The 17032-nt window shown below is 64.2% G+C and carries 18 protein-coding genes and 1 pseudogene; 16 read left to right on the top strand and 3 right to left on the bottom strand.

The window, feature by feature from the left end; all coding sequences use genetic code 11:
* The first annotated feature begins 3 nt into the window (after window positions 1-3).
* The 13 genes and pseudogenes from OXG30_12815 (at window position 4) to OXG30_12755 (ending at window position 9348) form a co-directional block, all read left to right on the top strand.
* The gene (locus OXG30_12815; protein MCY4135773.1) at window positions 4-1074 is read left to right on the top strand and encodes a nitronate monooxygenase; all 1071 of its coding nucleotides are present in this window, start codon (window positions 4-6) and stop codon (window positions 1072-1074) included.
* Window positions 1075-1138: 64 nt separating this feature from the next.
* Window positions 1139-1264 (top strand): annotated as a pseudogene (locus OXG30_12810) (VapC toxin family PIN domain ribonuclease).
* Window positions 1265-1350: 86 nt separating this feature from the next.
* A complete protein-coding gene (locus tag OXG30_12805; protein MCY4135772.1) occupies window positions 1351-1689 on the top strand; it encodes a hypothetical protein in 339 nt (112 codons plus the stop codon).
* Window positions 1686-2099, top strand: a complete 414-nt coding sequence (locus OXG30_12800) for a PIN domain-containing protein (protein ID MCY4135771.1) — start codon at window positions 1686-1688, stop codon at window positions 2097-2099. The genes OXG30_12805 and OXG30_12800 overlap by 4 nt, the downstream gene beginning before the upstream one ends.
* 76 nt (window positions 2100-2175) lie before the next feature.
* Complete coding sequence (locus tag OXG30_12795) at window positions 2176-3318, top strand: acyl-CoA dehydrogenase family protein (protein ID MCY4135770.1); 1143 nt, start codon at window positions 2176-2178, stop codon at window positions 3316-3318.
* A 2-nt stretch (window positions 3319-3320) separates the two neighbouring features.
* Window positions 3321-4301, top strand: a complete 981-nt coding sequence (locus OXG30_12790) for an acyl-CoA/acyl-ACP dehydrogenase (protein ID MCY4135769.1) — start codon at window positions 3321-3323, stop codon at window positions 4299-4301.
* A 67-nt stretch (window positions 4302-4368) separates the two neighbouring features.
* Entirely contained in the window at window positions 4369-5178 is an 810-nt protein-coding gene (locus OXG30_12785; protein MCY4135768.1) for an ABC transporter ATP-binding protein, read from the top strand.
* 9 nt (window positions 5179-5187) lie between these two features.
* Window positions 5188-5637, top strand: a complete 450-nt coding sequence (locus tag OXG30_12780; protein ID MCY4135767.1) for an SRPBCC family protein — start codon at window positions 5188-5190, stop codon at window positions 5635-5637.
* Between the two features lie 37 nt (window positions 5638-5674).
* On the top strand, window positions 5675-6082 hold the full coding sequence (locus tag OXG30_12775) for a PaaI family thioesterase (GenBank protein MCY4135766.1): 408 nt from the start codon (window positions 5675-5677) through the stop codon (window positions 6080-6082).
* Window positions 6079-6597: a hypothetical protein gene (locus OXG30_12770; GenBank protein MCY4135765.1), complete on the top strand. Its 519-nt coding sequence runs from the start codon at window positions 6079-6081 to the stop codon at window positions 6595-6597. The genes OXG30_12775 and OXG30_12770 overlap by 4 nt, the downstream gene beginning before the upstream one ends.
* Window positions 6598-6618: 21 nt before the next feature.
* Entirely contained in the window at window positions 6619-7812 is a 1194-nt protein-coding gene (locus OXG30_12765) for an acyl-CoA dehydrogenase family protein (GenBank protein MCY4135764.1), read from the top strand.
* Window positions 7813-7814: 2 nt separating this feature from the next.
* Entirely contained in the window at window positions 7815-8786 is a 972-nt protein-coding gene (locus tag OXG30_12760; GenBank protein MCY4135763.1) for an acyl-CoA/acyl-ACP dehydrogenase, read from the top strand.
* Window positions 8770-9348 carry an RNA methyltransferase gene (locus OXG30_12755; protein ID MCY4135762.1) on the top strand — a complete coding sequence of 193 codons (579 nt, stop codon included), beginning with the start codon at window positions 8770-8772 and terminating at the stop codon, window positions 9346-9348. Before OXG30_12760 ends, OXG30_12755 begins: the two co-directional genes overlap by 17 nt.
* Window positions 9349-9372: 24 nt before the next feature.
* Here the strand turns inward: OXG30_12755 and OXG30_12750 are convergent, their stop codons facing one another.
* Window positions 9373-10278 carry an SDR family oxidoreductase gene (locus OXG30_12750; GenBank protein ID MCY4135761.1) on the bottom strand — a complete coding sequence of 302 codons (906 nt, stop codon included), beginning with the start codon at window positions 10276-10278 and terminating at the stop codon, window positions 9373-9375.
* 23 nt (window positions 10279-10301) lie between these two features.
* Here OXG30_12750 and OXG30_12745 point away from each other — a divergent pair, with 23 nt between their 5' ends.
* Window positions 10302-13838 (top strand): helicase-related protein, encoded by a 3537-nt coding sequence (locus OXG30_12745; protein MCY4135760.1) that lies wholly within the window; start codon window positions 10302-10304, stop codon window positions 13836-13838.
* 160 nt (window positions 13839-13998) lie between these two features.
* Here the strand turns inward: OXG30_12745 and OXG30_12740 are convergent, their stop codons facing one another.
* Complete coding sequence (locus tag OXG30_12740) at window positions 13999-14649, bottom strand: NYN domain-containing protein (GenBank protein ID MCY4135759.1); 651 nt, start codon at window positions 14647-14649, stop codon at window positions 13999-14001.
* A 57-nt stretch (window positions 14650-14706) separates the two neighbouring features.
* Here OXG30_12740 and OXG30_12735 point away from each other — a divergent pair, with 57 nt between their 5' ends.
* Window positions 14707-14877 carry a hypothetical protein gene (locus tag OXG30_12735; protein MCY4135758.1) on the top strand — a complete coding sequence of 57 codons (171 nt, stop codon included), beginning with the start codon at window positions 14707-14709 and terminating at the stop codon, window positions 14875-14877.
* A 211-nt stretch (window positions 14878-15088) separates the two neighbouring features.
* On the opposite strand, the gene OXG30_12730 is transcribed toward OXG30_12735, so the two are convergent.
* On the bottom strand, window positions 15089-15379 hold the full coding sequence (locus OXG30_12730) for a hypothetical protein (GenBank protein MCY4135757.1): 291 nt from the start codon (window positions 15377-15379) through the stop codon (window positions 15089-15091).
* Between the two features lie 338 nt (window positions 15380-15717).
* On the opposite strand from OXG30_12730, the gene OXG30_12725 reads away from it, so the two are divergent.
* Window positions 15718-17019: a DUF3644 domain-containing protein gene (locus OXG30_12725; GenBank protein MCY4135756.1), complete on the top strand. Its 1302-nt coding sequence runs from the start codon at window positions 15718-15720 to the stop codon at window positions 17017-17019.
* Window positions 17020-17032: the final 13 nt, after the last annotated feature.

Below are 17032 nucleotides of genomic sequence, written 5' to 3'. Positions count from 1 at the left end.
CTGATGAACGCTGACCCCCGCCTTCAGACTCGGGTGTGCGAATTGTTCGGGGTGGAGCACCCCATCGTGCAGACCGGCATGGGGTGGGTGTCAGGCGCTCGGCTGACGGCGGCCACCTCCAATGCCGGCGGCCTGGGCATCATCGCGGCTGCGCCGTTGACGTTCGACCAGATGGTCGAGACCATCGATGATGTTGCCGGGGCCACCGACCGTCCCTTCGGGGTCAATCTCCGCACCGATGCCGCCGATATCGACCAACGGGTCGACCACATCATTGCTGCCGGGATACCAGTGGCCAGCTTCGCCCAAGCCCCTGGTGAGGCCATCGTCAAGAAGCTGAAAGACGCCGGAGTGGTGGTGGTGCCCACCATCGGTGCCCCCCGCCACGCCGAGAAGGTGGCTGCCTGGGGCGTCGACGCAGTCATCGCCCAAGGGGCAGAGGGCGGGGGCCACACCGGCCCCATCGCCACCACGCTTCTTTTGCCCGCGGTGGTCGACACCGTGGACATCCCGGTTATCGCCGCCGGTGGCATGGTGGACGGCCGCTCGCTGGCCGCCGCCCTGGCCTTCGGGGCCGACGGCATCGCCATGGGCACCCGCTTTCTCTTGTCGTCCGACAGTGACGTCCCCGACCATGTGAAGGCCATCTACCTCGACACCAAGCTCACCGGCACGGTGGTCACCACCGCGGTGGACGGCGTGCCCCAGCGGGTGATCAATACCAACGTGATCTCGCGGCTGGAGCGGTCGGGACCGCTGTCGTTCCTCCGGGCCGCCCGCAACGCGCTGAGGTTCCGAGCCCTCACCGGGGCGGGTTATCGCCAGCTGCTCTCGGAGGGTTTGGCCATGCGCCGCAGCCTCAACCTAACTTGGGCCCAGATGGCCATGGCGGCCAACGCCCCCATGATGACCAAGGCCGCCATGGTGGACGGCCACCCCGAGGTCGGCATCCTGCCCACCGGCCAAGTGGTGGGCAACATCGACGCCCTCCCCAGCTGCCAAGAGATCATCGACTCAGTAATCGCCGAAGCCGTACAGGTCTTGGACCGCCTGGCCGGGGCTAGTCAGGCCTAGAAGGAACCTGTCATGCACAAGCGCTAGTTGTATTGTCGATGCTTCGGGCAGGCCGCGGCCGCGCTCTCGCCACCTGGCGAGTGCCTTGGAAATTGGCATGCCTGATCTGGTTGTGGCCGTATGGGATCGTCGCCTTCATTCTGGAGCGCTGGCAGAAAATCTCGCTGTTGCCCCTGCCAATCTGCCATGAGGTCGATTCAGCCGACTCATTGTTGTACGAAGCCGTACAACACATGTAGGGTTTGGGCGAGTTAGGAGAACCGAGGTGTTCAGCTGATGAGCCAGCAGGAAGGAATAACAGGCGAGGTTCAACAAGGACAGGCGGGGGGCCCTCGAGTGGTTCCGGGTAACCGCTTTCGGGCCCAATTCTCCGCCATGGTGGACTGGGTGCGCGACACAGGGGAGGCGATCGTGCTCACCCGCTATGGGGAGCCGGTTGTCCAAGTTGTTCCCCTCGCCCCGGCCACTGTCCCTGAGACGCTGTTGGGTTTCGGCAAGGGAGCGCAAAGCGTTCCCCCCGGGTTCGACATCAAGACCGAAGACCTGTTTGAGGGGTGGGAGAGCGACCTGCTGGCGACCTGGAACGGCCCGCCCAACACTGCGGATGGCGAATGATCCTTCTGGATACGAATGTGCTCTTGCGCCTCTATGCCGGTTATGAGGCAGACTTGGCCCCGACTGCGACAAGACGCATCGACCAGGCCAACCTCCGCGGTCAGGTAGCGATGTCTCCGCTCTCGTTCTTTGAGATCGGAGTGCTGAACCAAAAGAAACGACTGCCGAGAGAGATCGACGTAGCCCACCTGTGGCTTTCCGCTTCAACCCACGGCATCAAGGAAGCGCCCCTTGCCGTTCGAGCCGGTATTCGTGCTGCCTCGCTCTATGGAGAGGGCTTCCCTACCAGCGACCCAGTCGACCGGCTACTCGTTGCCACCGCTCTGTCCGAGGGCTGTGAACTGGCCACCATAGACCGAGCCATCCTCGCCTGGAACGGTCCCCTGCAAACCCTTGACGCTCGCCCTTGATCTTCTCTTGGCCCCTTGCTCCGATGTTCCCCAAGTATCGCCTGTGACTCTTTCTCGGCTCTAGAGTGCTGCGCTGATGGATCTGTCGTTCACGTCTACCGAGGAGGCGTTCCGGGAGGAGGCCCGCACTTGGCTGGCCGAGAATGTGCCCGCCGAGCCGCTGGGGTCGATGGACACCCCAGACGGCTTTGAAGAGCACCGGGCTTGGGAGCACATCCTGTTCGACGCCGGGTGGGCGGTGGTGTCGTGGCCCGAGCGCTACGGCGGCCGGGAGGCCTCGCTGGTGGAATGGTTGATCTTCGAGGAGGAGTACTGGGCGTCGGGCGCCCCGGGACGGGTCTCTTCCAACGGGGTGAGCCTGCTGGCTCCTACCATCTTCGACTTCGGCGCCCCCGAGCAGCAGGACCGCTTCTTGCGGCCCATGGCCCGGGGCGACGAGATCTGGGCCCAGGGCTGGTCGGAGCCCGACGCCGGGTCAGACCTCGCCGGGATCAAGACCAAGGCCCCTCGCGACGGCGACCACTTTGTTATCGACGGCCAGAAGACTTGGTGCTCCCGGGGGGCGTTCGCCGACTGGTTCTTCTGTTTGGTGCGCACCGACCCCGACTCCGAGCGCCACGCCGGGCTGAGCTATCTGCTGGTTCCCGGCGATACTGAGGGCCTGGAGGCTCGGGCCATCGGCCGCTTGGACGGCGAGCCCGGTTTCGCTGAGCTGTTCTTCGACGGCGCCCGGGTACACGAGCGATATCTGCTGGGTGGCGAGGGTGAGGGCTGGGCGGTGGCCATGGCCACCACCGGCAGCGAGCGGGGGCTGAACCTGCGGGCGCCGGGCCGGTTCATGGCCGCGGCCGACCGGCTGGTGGGCCTCTACCAGGAGCTGGCCGACAGCCGAGGACCCGATCTGGACCGCCGCGATCAGGTGGTGAGCGCCTGGATGGGGGCCCAGGCTTATCGCTGGCAGACCTACGCCACCGAATCCCGCCTTCGAGGCGGCGCCCCCATCGGATCGGAGGCCAGCTTCATGAAGGTGCTCTGGTCGGAGCTTGACGTGGAGTTGCACGCCACGGCCCTGCGCCTGTTGGGCCGCGACGGGGAGCGGGCCGACAGCTCATGGATGGACGGCTACGTGTTCGCGCTGTCGGGCCCGATCTACGCCGGTACCAACGAGATCCAGAGGAACATCATCTCCGAGCGAGTTCTGGGACTCCCGAGGCGGTAGGCGTGGATTTCTCGTTCAGCGACGATCAGGTCATGTTCCAGGAGGCGGTCCGAGACCTCTTGGCCAACGAGTGCCTGCCCGAGGTGGTCAGAGCAGCCTGGGAGAACGACACCGGGCGCAGCGACGGTCTTTGGGGGGCGCTGGCCGAGATGGGCGTGGTGGGCATGACCGCCCCCGAGTCGGCCGGCGGTTTGGGCATGGACGAGACCGACCTGGTGCTGCTGTTGGAGGAGGCGGGACGGGCCGCGTTGCCCGAGCCCCTGCTGGAGCACACCGCGGTGGGAATCCCCACCCTGGCCGAGGCAGGGGGACCGGTGGCCGAGGCCTGGTTGGAGCGGGCCGCAGGCGGGGTGGCAACCCTGGGCGCGGGCCCCGAAGCCGGCTACGCAGTTGGGGCGGCAGCGTGCGATTTGGTGTTGCTCATTGGCGATCAGGTTCGGGCCGTGCCGGTGGACGGAGCGTCGTTGGTCGAGCACCGATCGATCGACGGGTCCCGGCGGCTGTTTGAAGTGGACGGCGACGCGGTGGTGCTCGACGCCGATCCCTCGCTGGCCTTCGACCGGGCGGTGGGGGCGGCCGCCGCCCAATGCGTGGGCGTGGCCCAGCACCTGTTGGACGCCACTGTGGAGTACGTGGCCCAGCGCTACCAGTTCGGCAAGCCGGTGGGTACCTACCAGGCGGTCAAGCACCACCTGGCCAATACCGCTCTCAAGATCGAGTTCGCCCGTCCCGCCGCCCGCCACGCCGCCTGGTGCATCGCCGCCGGCGATCCCCACCGCAGCCGGGATGTGTCGCTGGCCAAGGCCTTGGCCTCCGAGGCAGTGGACTTGGCTGCTCGCACCGCCCTCCAGTGCCACGGCGCCATCGGGTATACCTTTGAGTACGACCTGCACCTCTGGATGAAGCGGGGTTGGGCCCTGTCGGCCGCCTGGGGAGACGGTGCCTGGCACCGCAACCGCATCGCCGCCGCATTGGGCATCTGAGTCCCTGACCCGTACACCCGGCAGGTCAACCGGTCGTGTCGGTCTGCTCTGGAGTAGCGTGACGGAGGTGAGCACCGAAGGCGCCACTGCGGTGGCTGAGCGTCCCGCTGGTTCGGGCCAGTCCCTCTTGGCCGTCGAGGGGGTCACCGTTCGCTTCGGCGGCGTGGTGGCGGTGGACAACGTGACCATGTCGGTTCCGTCGGGCCAGGTCAGGGGTCTCATTGGACCCAACGGCGCGGGTAAGACCACCCTGTTCGACAGCATCACGGGCGTGAATACCCCGGCAGCCGGCTCTATCCGCTTGGAGGGCGAGGAGATGACCGGCCGCCCGGCTACCTGGCGGGCCCGTCGGGGTATCCGCCGGACCTTCCAGCGTCAGCAGCCTTTCGGATGGCTGTCGGTGGCCGACAACGTGCTGTCGGCCCTGGAATGGGAAGGGGGTGGGGGCGGCATCACTGCCGACCTGATTGCTCTTCCCGCCCGCCGACGCATCGAGGCGAAGCGGCGTGAGCGAGTAGACCAAGTGCTGGAATTGTGCGGCCTCACCGACATCAAAGACACCCCGGCGGGGGAGCTGCCCATCGCCCGAGCCCGCATGGTGGAGCTGGGCCGGGCCATCGTGTCTCGTCCCAAACTGCTGCTGCTGGACGAGCCCACCTCCGGCATTGAGCACGAGGAGGCCGAACAGCTCGGCCAGATCATCCAGACCATCCGGTCTGAAGACCAGTGCTCGGTGCTGCTGGTGGAGCACGACGTGGCCTTTGTGATGGCCCAGTGCGACCTGATCACCGTGTTGAACCTGGGCCAAGTCATTGGCGAGGGCTCGCCCGAGGAAGTCCGCAACAACCCCGCTGTGCGCGACGCCTATCTGGGATAGCAGTCGCCTATGCAGACCTTTTCCTCTTCCACGCCAATCTCAGCGCCGCCTGAGATCGTTTGGGAGGTGATGACCGATCACCAGCTCTACTCTCGATGGTCGCCCAGTTCTCGGGTTGATCTTGAGGTCGAGGGATCGCCCTATCGCAACGGCGTCGGGGCGGTTCGGGCGTTTCGTACTGGCCCGGTGAGCACCCGCGAGGAAGTCACCGCCTTCGACCCTCCCCACCGCATGGCTTACCGGTTATTGAGCGCGCCGCTGCCCATACGCAACTACCGCTCCGAGATGGTGCTGGTGGGCAGCGAAGACGGGGCGAGTTGCGACCTGCACTGGGACTCCTGGTTCGAAATTGTCATTCCACTTACTGGCGGGATACTGCGGCAGTTGATGGCCTCGGCGGTGGCCAAGTTCGCCGCCGGTATTGCCGAGGAGGCTCAGAACCGAGCCCAATCGGCGTGAAGAGTCCACCGGCGTCCTGGTTGATCCGGGAAGCATCGTGAGCGAATCGGGGCGACTGGGCGGGCCCAATCTGCTTCCTCCAGCTTTGGAGGTGAGCTACGCCGCCGACGACTTCGGCCATCCCACCGTGACCGCGGTGGTGTGCTTGGGCGAGGATTATCAGGGGCCGCCCGGCGCCGTCCACGGCGGCTACCTGGCCGCCATGTTCGACAACCTGCTGGGGGTGCTGCCCTACCGCCTGACCGGGCAAAAGGGAGCATTCACGGGCCGGCTCACCGTTCGGTACCGGGCGCTGACACCGCTGAATGCCGAACTGGTTCTCACCGGCCGATTGACCAATGTCCGCAGCCGGCGGGTCATCGCCGCAGGCCAATGCCATGCCGATGGCCGGCTCACCGCAGAAGCCGAGGCCCTGTTCGTCCGTCCCGCTGCCGAGCGGTCATGACCGGGTCTGATTCTCGGCCGGTGGTGGTGATGCTGTGTACCGGCAACGCCGCCCGATCCGTGATGGCCACCGTCATCGGACGGGCCCGCACCGACGCGGTGCGATTTGTGGGCGCCGGCACCCACAGCATTGAGGGCTTGCCCATGAGCGGGCGAACCCGGCGGGCGCTGGAATCCTTGGGACTGGCCGACGGAAGCCACCGCAGCCACCAGCTCACCGCCGCCGACGCCCGAGGCGCCGATCTCATTGTGGCATTTGCCCCGGAGCACGTGGACTACGTGCGCCGAGTCCACCCTGAGGCCGCGGCCCGCACCGCCACCATCAAGCGCCTCGTCGACGAGCTGCCGCCTGGTCCCGAGTCCTTGGCCCAGCGGGTGGCCGCCCTCAACCTGGCCGACGCCCCGCTGCCCTACGGCGAGGAGGTGGTAGACCCCGGCGGCTTTGATGAAGACATCTTCATCGCCTGCGCCCAAGAGATCGACTCCCTGATGGATCGACTACTGACCCTTCTCTGAAGGTCGGTACCATCGCAGCCGATGGATATTCGATTCTCCGCAGAAGAGATCGCGTTCCGCGACGAGCTGCGCGACTGGCTCGGCGAAGTGCTGCCCACGCTGGGTGATCCTCCCGACCGCGATGATTGGACCGCTCGCCGGAAATGGGACATGGGCTGGCAGCGCAAGCTCTACGACGCCGGATACGCGGGCATTAACTGGCCGTCGGAGTTCGGCGGCCGGGGCTCCACTCCCACCGAGCACCTGATCTTTCTGGAGGAGACCACCAGGATGGGCGCGCCGTACGTGGGGATGAACTTCGTCGCCCAGCTCCACGCCGGCCCCACCCTCATACTGGAGGCCACTGCCGAGCAGCAGGCCCGCCACTTGCCCGCCATGTTGAAGGGCGAGGAGGTTTGGTGCCAGGGGTTCTCGGAGCCCAACGCCGGGTCCGATCTGGCCTCGCTGTCCACCCGGGCCATCCACGACGGCGACCACTACGTGGTGACCGGCCAGAAGATCTGGACGTCGTTCGGCCATGTGGCCGACTACTGCGAGCTGCTGGTGCGCACCGATCAAGAGGCCCCCAAGCACCGGGGCATCACCTGGCTGATCTGTCCCATGGACCTGCCCGGAATCGAAGTGCGGCCCATCACCACCGTGGCCGGTTCCAGCGAATTCTGCGAGGTGTTCTTCGACGAGGTCCGCATCCCGGTGGAGAACCGGGTGGGAGACGAGAACGACGGCTGGCGGGTGGCCATGGTCACGTTCAGCTTCGAGCGCGGCACCGCTTTCATCAGCGAGCTGCTGGGCACGATGAACCAACTGGCCGAGATGGCCGAATTGGCTCGGGGCATCCGCCGCAACGGGTCTACCGCCTGGGATGACGACGAGATTCGCCGGGAGATCGGCCATCTCCAGGCCGAATACGACGCCCTGTGGGCGCTCACCAAGCGGGTTGTTTCGCAGGCTCAGCGCACCGGGGTGCCCGGCCCCGGCGGGTCGGTGTTCAAGCTCTACTACGCCGAGGTTAAAAAGCGCATGGCCGACTTGGCCCACCGCATGCTGGAGCGTGGCGCCCTGGTGCTAGCCGAGGGCGGCGGTGACGAACAGACCGGCGGCGACATGGTGGCCAGCCGGCTCTACGTGCTCAGCCTGTCGATCGCCGCTGGCACTTCCGAGATCCAACGAAACATCATCGGCGAGCGCATTCTGGGCTTGCCCAAGGAGCGGTAGGCATGGACTTCGAGCTATCCGACGACCAGGTTGCCCTGTGCGACGGCATCCGGGACCTGTGCCAGGGCCGCTTCGACATCGACACCGTGCGGGGTCTGGCCGACTGCGGCGGGGTGGACCGCCAACTATGGGGCGAGCTGGCCGACACCGGGGTGTTCTCGTTAATGGTGCCCGAGGAGGAGGGCGGGGTCGGACTGGGTTGGGCTGAAGCCGGGCTGGTGTTCGAGCAGCTCGGCCGGGCTCTGGTGCCCGGGCCGCTGGTGGGAACTCTGTTGGCCGCGGGGGTGGTGGATGACTCTGTGGTCGGCCTCGTCGAGCGCACCAAAGGGCCTGCCTTGGTGGAGTATCCCGACGTGATCGACGCCCTGCTGGTGCTCGACGGTGACGGTGTGTGGCGGGTGGACGCCGCGGAGCTGTCGTTCGAGCCGGCCCAGTCGGTGGACCCGCTGACCGCGGTGGGCCGAGTGGCCGAGCTGCCCCAGGGTGACGAGGTCGGCGGCTGCTACGGCTGGGTCAACCGTGCGGTGTTCTTGTGCTCGGCCCTCCAAGTGGGCCTGGCCACTGGCGCTCGGGAGCTGGCCGTGGCCTATGCGCAGGAGCGCCAGCAGTTCGGAAAGCCCATCGGCCAATTCCAGGCCGTCAAGCACAAGTGCGCCGACATGTACAGCCGCGAAGAGGTGGCCCGAGCCGCTCTGTACTACGCCAGTTGCGTGCTCGACGCTCCCGAACTTGCCGACGAGGACCGGGCGGTGTCGGGCGCCCGCATCCTGGCTGCCGAAGCCGCCGACCACAACGGCAAGGACTGCGTGCAGGTCCACGGGGGCATGGGCTTCACATGGGAGATCGACGCCCACCTCTACCTCAAGCGGGCTTGGGCGCTCACCCCGTGCTTCGGTTCGCTGGACTATCACGCCGAGCGCATCGCCAACTTGGTGGGAGCGGATCAGTTTGGCCTCGGTGCGCCGCTGGACTGAGCGCCTCCCGCCCCACCTCGATCCCGAGCTGATCGAGGAAGGCGACACCCGCAATGTGGTGGACGCCTACCGCTTTTGGCACCACGAGGCCATCGTGGCCCACTTGGACGACCGCCGCCACGGGTTCCATGTGGCGGTGGAGAACTGGCAGCACGACCTCAACATCGGGACCATGGTCCGCAACGCCAACGCCTTCGGGGCCGCCGCGGTCCACATCGTGGGTAGGCGGCGCTGGAACCGTCGGGGGGCCATGGTCACCGACCGCTACCTCCATGTGCTGCACCACCCGGAGCTGGACGACCTGGTCGCCTGGGCCGCTGAGGCCGAGCTGCCGATCCTGGGCATCGACAACGGCCCCGGCACCGAGCCCATCGAGGGCTATTCGCTGCCCGAGCGCTGTGTGCTGCTGTTCGGCCAAGAGGGCCCCGGCCTGTCGTCCGAGGCGGTGGAGGCCTGTGAGGCGGTGTTGGCCATAACCCAGTTCGGCTCCACCCGCTCCATCAACGCGGGGGTGGCCTCCGGCATCGCCATGCACCGTTGGGTCTGCCAGCACGTCCTCTGACCGCGGGGGCGGCCTAGCCGGGCATCAGGGCCGGGGCAGAAGATTGCGGGGGAACAGGTGGTCGAGCTCGTCCAGGGTCCAGGGGTCGACCTGGGCGTGGTCGCCCCGGTAGATGGCCCGCTCCTCCCGCAGCTCATTGAACACCGCTACCTGACCGCCGGCCGCGTGGACTACGTGGCCGCTGATGTAGTCGGCGGCATCGGTACACAGCCAAACGACCGCGGGGGCCACGTACTCGGGCGGGGGAGTGGTGAGGTAGCTCTGCCACATCTCGTCGTCGATGATGCCCTGCTCGTGCCAAGCCTTGAAGTCGTCGTGTGTCTTGGCGTGCAGCCGGGTTGCCGCCCCCGGCGCCAGGCAGTTCACGGTCACACCGGTTCCCGCCGTCTCGGTGGCCAGCGCTTTGGTCATGGAGATCACCCCGCCCATGGCCGCCGCGAAGGCTGGCTGGCCCAAATCGCCCAGCGCCCCGTGCGAGGTGGTGTTCACCACCCGGCCCCAGCCCTGGGCCACCATCTGCGGCACCGCGTGGCGGGCGATGAACCACTTCTGGGACATCTGCAAGGCGATGGTCTTGTGGTACAGCTCGGGCGCCATCTCGTATATCGATCCCTCGATGGCCGCTCCGGCGCAGTTCACCGCGATGTCGATGCGCCCGTAGGCGTCCACCGTCTGCTGCACCACCGCTCCAGCCCCCTCAAAAGTGGCCACGTCGCTGTGGTTGGCCACCGCCGTCCCCCCGTCAGCCTCGATGTCGGCCACCGTCCGAGCCGCATGAGAGGCGTCAGTCCCGTCACCCTGCTCATCGGTCCCCAGGTCGTTCACCACCACCTGCGCCCCATGCTCGGCCAACAACAGCGCAATAGCCCGCCCAATGCCATTGCCTGCCCCCGTCACCATCGCCGCTTTGTCATCAAGCCTCTTGCTCATGGTCGCAGGGTAGCGTGGCCCGGATGACTGGCCTGGAGTTCGACGAACTCACTGTCGGCAAACGGCTGTCGGGAGTGGTGGCCGATGGCGATGTGACCGTCGTGGCCGTAGACGTCCATGGAACGGGGTCGGCCACCCTTACCTATCGTTCGGCTAACGGAGGTCTCGGCGAGCGCATCGTCACGCTCGACGATCTTGCCCGGATCCAGGAGGTCTCCGAGCAGCGGTGGTCATTCGATGCCGACGGAGCGGCGTTTCGCCTGGCCTCTGAGGCCCGCCGCATGCAGTCGGCGCACTTGGCCGACCCATACGCCGCAGTGGACACCTCCAACATCGAGCCTTACCCCCACCAGATCGATGCCGTCTACAACCGTTTCTTAGAACAGCGCCCGCTCAAGTTCCTGCTGGCCGACGATCCCGGAGCGGGCAAGACCATCATGTCGGGGCTGCTGATTAGAGAGCTGATGCTGCGAGGCGATGTGGCCCGCTGTCTCATAGTCGCCCCCGGCAGCCTGGTGGAGCAGTGGCAAGACGAGTTATGGGACAAGTTCGGCCTCAGCTTCGAGTTGATGTCGCGCTCGGCGGTGGAGGCGTCGCGCACCGGCAACCCATTTCTGGAGAAGAACCTGTTGGTGGCCCGGGTCGACCAACTGTCACGGGCCGAGGATCTCATCGAAAAGCTCAAGCTGGCCGACTGGGACTTGGTGATCGTCGACGAGGCCCACAAGATGTCGGCTCACCTCTACGGCGACGAGTTGCGCAAGACCAGGCGCTTCGAGCTGGGCGAGGTGCTGCGCGACCGAGCCCGCCATTTCCTGCTGTTGTCGGCCACCCCTCACAACGGCAAGAACGAGGACTTTTTGGCCTTCATGACCCTCATCGATCCTGAGCGGTTTGCCGGGCGTCTTCGGGATAACGAATTGCCCGAGACCGACGACGTGATGCGCCGGTTGGTGAAGGAGAACTTGACCACATTTGAAGGACGCCGGCTGTTTCCTCAGCGATTCGCCCACAGCGTCAACTTCGAGCTGTCTGAACCCGAACAGGAGTTGTACGAGGCGGTTTCCGACTATGTGCGCAGCGGCATGGACCGGGCCTCTCGGATGCAGGAGGAGGGGGACCGCCGCCGGGGGATCATTTTCGGGTTCGCTCTTGCCGCACTACAGCGCCGGCTGGCTTCATCACCGGCGGCCATCTACCACTCCCTGCGCCGGCGCCGCGACCGGCTCTCCGAGCAAGCCTCCGAACTGCGTCGTCTGACTGCGGGGGGCAAACCCGTGCCAGTAGCGGACCTGCCCAGGGGAGTGCGGTTCGCCGACCTGGAAGACTTCGATTTCGACAACTTCGACGACGTGGAGCTCGAAGAGCTTGAAGACCACGTCATCGACGCCGCCACCGCTTCTGCCACCGCCGAGGAGATCGAGGCAGAAGTGGTTGAGCTGGGAGGTCTGGTCAAGCTGGCCGACACGGTGCGGACCAGCGGAGAAGACACCAAGTGGATTCAGCTTCGGGGTCTGCTGCGGTCAGAGCAGTTCCGAACCGGCAAGGGCGAGAATCCCGACGGCGACGATGCGCCAGCAGGCCCGTGCAAGCTGATCGTGTTCTCCGAGCACAAAGACACCCTCGACTACGTGGCCGAGCGGATCACTGCTGAGCTGGGCCGTCCCGAGACGGTGGCGGTCATCCATGGTGGCATCAAGCGCCACGACCGCCGGGCCATTCAAGACCGGTTCCGAGTCGACCCCACGGTTCGGGTGCTGGTGGCCACCGACGCCGCCGGCGAGGGTGTGAACCTCCAAGTGGCCAACATGATGGTCAACTACGACCTGCCGTGGAACCCGAACCGCATCGAGCAGCGGTTTGGCCGCATCCACCGCATCGGTCAGCAGCGGCCTTGCCATCTGTGGAACATGGTCGCCCACCAGACCAGGGAGGGAGTGGTGTTCACCCGGCTGTTCGAGAAGATCGAGCAGCAGCGGGGTGTGTATGGCGACCAGGTGTACGACGTGCTGGGGGACTCCCATATCAACACCTCACTCCAAGAACTCCTGCTCAAGGCCATCACTGCCGACGACGATCCTGCCCACCTCGAATACATGCAAGAAGTCATCGAAGGCGACATCGGCAAGCAGCTTGAGGACGTGCTGAAAGAGAGGGCCTTCGTCGGAGGTCTCGCCGATCCGGCGCTCAACGACAAGATCAAAGGGGACATGGAACGGGCTCGGGCCCGCAAGCTGCAACCGTGGTTTGTCCACGGGTTCTTCTCCGAGGCTCTTCGCCAATATGGAGGGCGCATCACCGGTCGGGAGAGGGGCCGATACGAGATAACCCGCATCCCATCCTCGGTCCGCTCGTTTGCCGATTCCAATCTCGGCCCGGTACACGACCGCTACGAACGGGTCACTTTCGACAAGGCCTTCGTCCAATTCGATGGAGGTGACCGGGCCGAGCTGATCTCACCGGGCACCCCGCTACTCACCGCAGTCATCAACAAAGTGCTCGCCGACCATGAGCACACGCTGTTTCGGGGTGCGACCTTGACCGACCCCCAAGACCAGTCAACCGAGCCACGCCTGCTGGTGTACCTCGATCACTCTGTCACCGACGGACGACAGGTCCACGGGCATCGCCAAGTGGTATCCCGGCGGTTCCAGTATGTAGAGATCGACCAACAAGGAAACGCCCAGAACGCTGGTAATGAGCCATATATCGGCTACGCCCCGCTGACTGATGAAGACCGAACGCTGCTCGAAGGCCATCTCGACTTGGACTGGGCCGATCACACTGCTGAGGAGACGGCCAAGATCTGGGCCATCGAGCACCTGTCTCAGCCGCACTTCGAAGAAATCCACCGTGTCACTGAAGCTCGAGTGGCTAAGGTCAGCGAGGCTGTTCGAGAGCGTCTCGAAGCGGAGATCCGCTACTGGGACCAGCGGGCCGAGGAGTTGAAGAGACAGGAGTTGGCCGGCCAAAAACCCCGGATCAATTCCGGTCGAGCCCGGGCTCGGGCCGACGAATTGGCCACTCGGCTAACCCGCCGGCGGCTCGATCTAGACCGAGAAAGCGACCTCCACAACAGCCCGCCCAACATTGTCGGTGCGGCAATCGTGGTTCCTCGAGGACTCATCGATCAGTTCCGAGGCACACCTCCCGACCCCGAAGAAACTGCCGACAAGATGGAGACCGACCGTCGAGCCGTTGCCGCCGTCCTAGAAGCCGAGCGAGCCCTCGGCCGTAACCCTGAGGCCCAGGCCCACAGCAATCCCGGCTACGACGTGCTTTCCATCGACCCCGACACCGGCACCCACTACTTCATCGAAGTCAAAGGCCACCTCCCCCGTACCACCGAAATCCACATCAGCGCCCAGCAAATCAGCAAAGCCAAATCTCTCCCCGAGCACTGGCGCTTAGCCGTAGTCTCCGTCCCTGACGATCCCACCGAACCCCCCACCGTGCGATACCTAGTCGACCCCTTCCGAGATGTCACCCTCCACTTCGCCCAACCCGGCGTACCTCTCACTGTCGCCGATCTTCTGGAAGTCGCCCAAGACCCCTGCTGACCAGCAGATATCCAGTGTCTTGGGCGCCCACAACAGAAAGACCCGGCACACCCTAGGTGAGCTTTCGACTCCCTAGGTGAGCACCGGGTGGGTACAAGCACTGTACCGCCAGCGATAGGTCGATGCCAGCAATATTTGGGCTGAATTTCTAACGTGGCGACTACCAACCCGCTGGCTTCCGGTGCTCGCCAACCGCGTCGGAGAGTTGGCATGAGAAGAAGTCTTCGGCGGTTAGGGAGTACCACCAGTGCCCGCTAGCGCCGTCGTCGGGTCGGCCTCGCAGTGCTTGTGCGGTTGGGGTGCCTCTGGGGTTGACAGTGCCCAGCGGCAGGTGGTCCCGAGCGCGCTGGGCTGGCAGGCGTAGATCGCTGTCATTGGTAATCAAGACGGCGGCGTCGATCCTGTGAGTCAGGACATCGATCAAGAGATGTGAGGCCACATTTACGTCGGACCCCTTCTCTTCGGGCACTTGGACGGTTTGAATTGCCCCAGTTGAGACGTCGATGCCCTTGACGTTGCGGTTGACAAAGGTCCCGAGTTCGATAGCGACCCGCGAGTCTGCTTCGAGCGCTGCCAAGTATGTCCGCTGCCTTTGGGGTGCATGGGCGTCGGGAACGCCGTCGATCATCGCTGAGCAGTATGCGATGCGATGTACCACGGCCTGCTGGTCAATCCAGTCCTTGTTGCGGCTGACCAGAAGCTCAACAAGCTTCGGAACGTCCAGCCAGCGCCATCCAGGGGTGCCTCGACCGCACAGGTGGCGGCCTCCGTAGTAGAGGTTCAGGCCATCAATGTAGGCCCCGACTCGCATCGTGGCAGTGTATAGTGGGTTAACGGCAATTCTTCTAATATATCGAAATGAGTTGATATGCCAGAGAAACGCTTGGTGGTGAGAAAGCGCGATGATCTGTGGGAGGTGCGGGCACCGAGCGCCCACTATCCGGACTCAACTCACTCGACGTGGGCCGAGGCGGAAAAGGCCGCCACGGACTACCTGGTAGAGAAATTCGGCGGCGGCTATGTCGACATCATCTTGTGAGGCTCCGAAAGGGCCGACATCCGAGCACTCGGAGGAGGGCAAGCTCAAGGGGCCGGTTCCCAGTCCTCCAGAGACCCCCTCAACATCCCGCCCTACTCTCCTTGAGCTCGTAGAGACGCGTCGCCGCGACCCCGGGTTCCAGGAACGGCTGAAGCGGAATCTCAGGCACCACAAGGAGATCTTGGACAGGCTGGCGGACTGCTGACGCCATCTACTGCCTGTTGATTTCCGACCTGTCTCGTTGGGCTCGGGAGGTTAAGCGTTTCTTGTCGATGGTGACTCGTTGGTCTTTGGCAGATGGGGATGCGTTGCGGCACGCTCGGTCGAGGTCGAGCCAAATGTCGGTTGGGATTGGCCCGGCGCCGAAGGAGTTGATGACGGACAAGATTTGTCGGGCTTCGGCTGGGGTAATGGTTGGCACGCGATTGACGGCGGCCGCGAGCTTTTGAGCGGATGTCACGATTTCGGCTGTGGTGCCGCCATCGAGCTGTTGCTCAAGCACGTCTGCGGATTCCGTGATGCCGTCTCCCGCCAGGCCCCAAGAGGCGTATCGTCCTTTGTCGTCGCGTGGCTGGCCCTCGTAGAGGTTCCCTTGGTCATTTGTCTGCTGCATTTTGAGCCCAATGTACCTGGTCGAAGGCCTAAATGGAGACGCTGGACGCTTGTTGGGAGAGGTAGCGGTACGTTGAGGCCCGCTTCTACGGGACCACGCTGCGGCTAGCCGGTCCTCGAGGCAGAAAGCGGTTTTGAAGTAACTTCCACCCTTGTAATATTGGACCGCCAGGCTTCCCTGTTTCTGACGTGCTCAGGCAGTCGGCCTGAGACAGCCAAGGAAGAGCCGTGGAAGATAACGACAACGAGCGGGCCAATGATCAAGAGCACATCCAGATCGCAACCGAGATGTACAACCGGTGGAGGAACGGCGAGCCGAAGTCGAGGCTGGAGGAGGAGTACTTCAGCAACACGACCGCGCATGGCAAGGTCTTCACAACGTTTGTCAAGAGGTGGACAGGCGAAGATACGGAACGACGGTCGCGTCAGAGCATCCGAATCGAGGAATTAGAAGCAGTCCTGCGCGCCAACGGGATTTCACCCGGAGGGGATGGCGACCTCGGTGAGGAGTATCGCCTGCTCGCGAATGCTAGAGAGAGTGCCCTAGCGGCGATCCGGATCTACAACGACCCGCTAGCGGGATATAGGACAGAGGCCTTCGTCGTCCTGATGATCGGAGCGTGGAATTCACTGCTCCAAGCCTTGCTGGAGCGTTCGGGGACTGACTACTACGAGCGCGACGATGATGGGAATGAGGTATTGATAGGGGGGCGAGTAAAGGTTCTGGGCACCTGGGAGCTAGTGGAACTCGCGCTGAGCGGCAAAGACAATCGGCCTGTTCGCGCGAATCTAGACTTCTTCATCGGGCTTAGGAATCAGATCGCCCATCGGTATTTGCCAGCACTCGACAATCAGACCGTCGGCAAATCTCAAGCGATGCTTCTCAACTTTGAGGATATTCTAATCAAAGAGTTCGGCCAGGGCGCAGCGCTTGGCGAGCTTCTGGCTGTTCCGTTGCAGCTAAGCGGATTCCGAAATGATGGCTCTTTGTCAGCTTTACGCAAAGCACAGGGCCAACTCCCCGAAGATATCCAAAGCTATCTGGCTCGTCACAGTGCAGAATTAGAGGACGAAGTCATTACGAGCCCGAAATACACTCGTCGAATCTTCTTCGTCCATACCACTGCGAACCGGAAGCAATCAGCCGATGAGGTCGTACATTTCATCACGCCTGAAGAAGTTACCCCCGAATTCGCGTCGCAGCTTCCTGAAACGAAAGTTGTGACTAGGGTGAGAATCAGACCAGTGGCATCTGCCGATCTACTCAAGCCATCGGAAGTAGTAGACCAAGTCGCCGAGCAATTGCCGTTCCGCTTTACGATGCATACGCACACCCTGTGCTGGAAGTACTATGGCGTCCGACCACCTGGCAAATCAGATATCCCAGAAGAAACAGATGATCGCTACTGTCAATGGGATCGATTGCTAGGTGGATACGGCTACACAGCAGCTTGGGTGAAGAAGGTGGTGAAAGATCTAAGCAATCCAGTCAAATATCAAGACGTGGCTGGGGTTCCCGCAATTGAATAAATGGACCAGACAA

It is taken from the genome of bacterium (genome assembly GCA_026708015.1).
Lineage (GTDB): Bacteria > Actinomycetota > Acidimicrobiia > Acidimicrobiales > Bin134 > Poriferisocius.
Note: the sequence above shows the minus strand (reverse complement) of the source record. Positions and strands in the feature narration are given on the sequence as shown.

What these genes read in the sequence shown, in the direction of transcription:
- OXG30_12765 (MCY4135764.1), top strand. Translation starts at nt 6,619, where the DNA reads ATGGATATTCGATTCTCCGCAGAAGAGATCGCGTTCCGCGACGAGCTG.
- OXG30_12760 (MCY4135763.1), top strand. Translation starts at nt 7,815, where the DNA reads ATGGACTTCGAGCTATCCGACGACCAGGTTGCCCTGTGCGACGGCATC.
- OXG30_12750 (MCY4135761.1), bottom strand. Translation starts at nt 10,278, where the DNA reads ATGAGCAAGAGGCTTGATGACAAAGCGGCGATGGTGACGGGGGCAGGC.
- OXG30_12795 (MCY4135770.1), top strand. Translation starts at nt 2,176, where the DNA reads ATGGATCTGTCGTTCACGTCTACCGAGGAGGCGTTCCGGGAGGAGGCC.
- OXG30_12735 (MCY4135758.1), top strand. Translation starts at nt 14,707, where the DNA reads ATGCCAGAGAAACGCTTGGTGGTGAGAAAGCGCGATGATCTGTGGGAG.
- OXG30_12770 (MCY4135765.1), top strand. Translation starts at nt 6,079, where the DNA reads ATGACCGGGTCTGATTCTCGGCCGGTGGTGGTGATGCTGTGTACCGGC.
- OXG30_12815 (MCY4135773.1), top strand. Translation starts at nt 4, where the DNA reads ATGAACGCTGACCCCCGCCTTCAGACTCGGGTGTGCGAATTGTTCGGG.
- OXG30_12780 (MCY4135767.1), top strand. Translation starts at nt 5,188, where the DNA reads ATGCAGACCTTTTCCTCTTCCACGCCAATCTCAGCGCCGCCTGAGATC.
- OXG30_12805 (MCY4135772.1), top strand. Translation starts at nt 1,351, where the DNA reads ATGAGCCAGCAGGAAGGAATAACAGGCGAGGTTCAACAAGGACAGGCG.
- OXG30_12740 (MCY4135759.1), bottom strand. Translation starts at nt 14,649, where the DNA reads ATGCGAGTCGGGGCCTACATTGATGGCCTGAACCTCTACTACGGAGGC.
- OXG30_12800 (MCY4135771.1), top strand. Translation starts at nt 1,686, where the DNA reads ATGATCCTTCTGGATACGAATGTGCTCTTGCGCCTCTATGCCGGTTAT.
- OXG30_12745 (MCY4135760.1), top strand. Translation starts at nt 10,302, where the DNA reads ATGACTGGCCTGGAGTTCGACGAACTCACTGTCGGCAAACGGCTGTCG.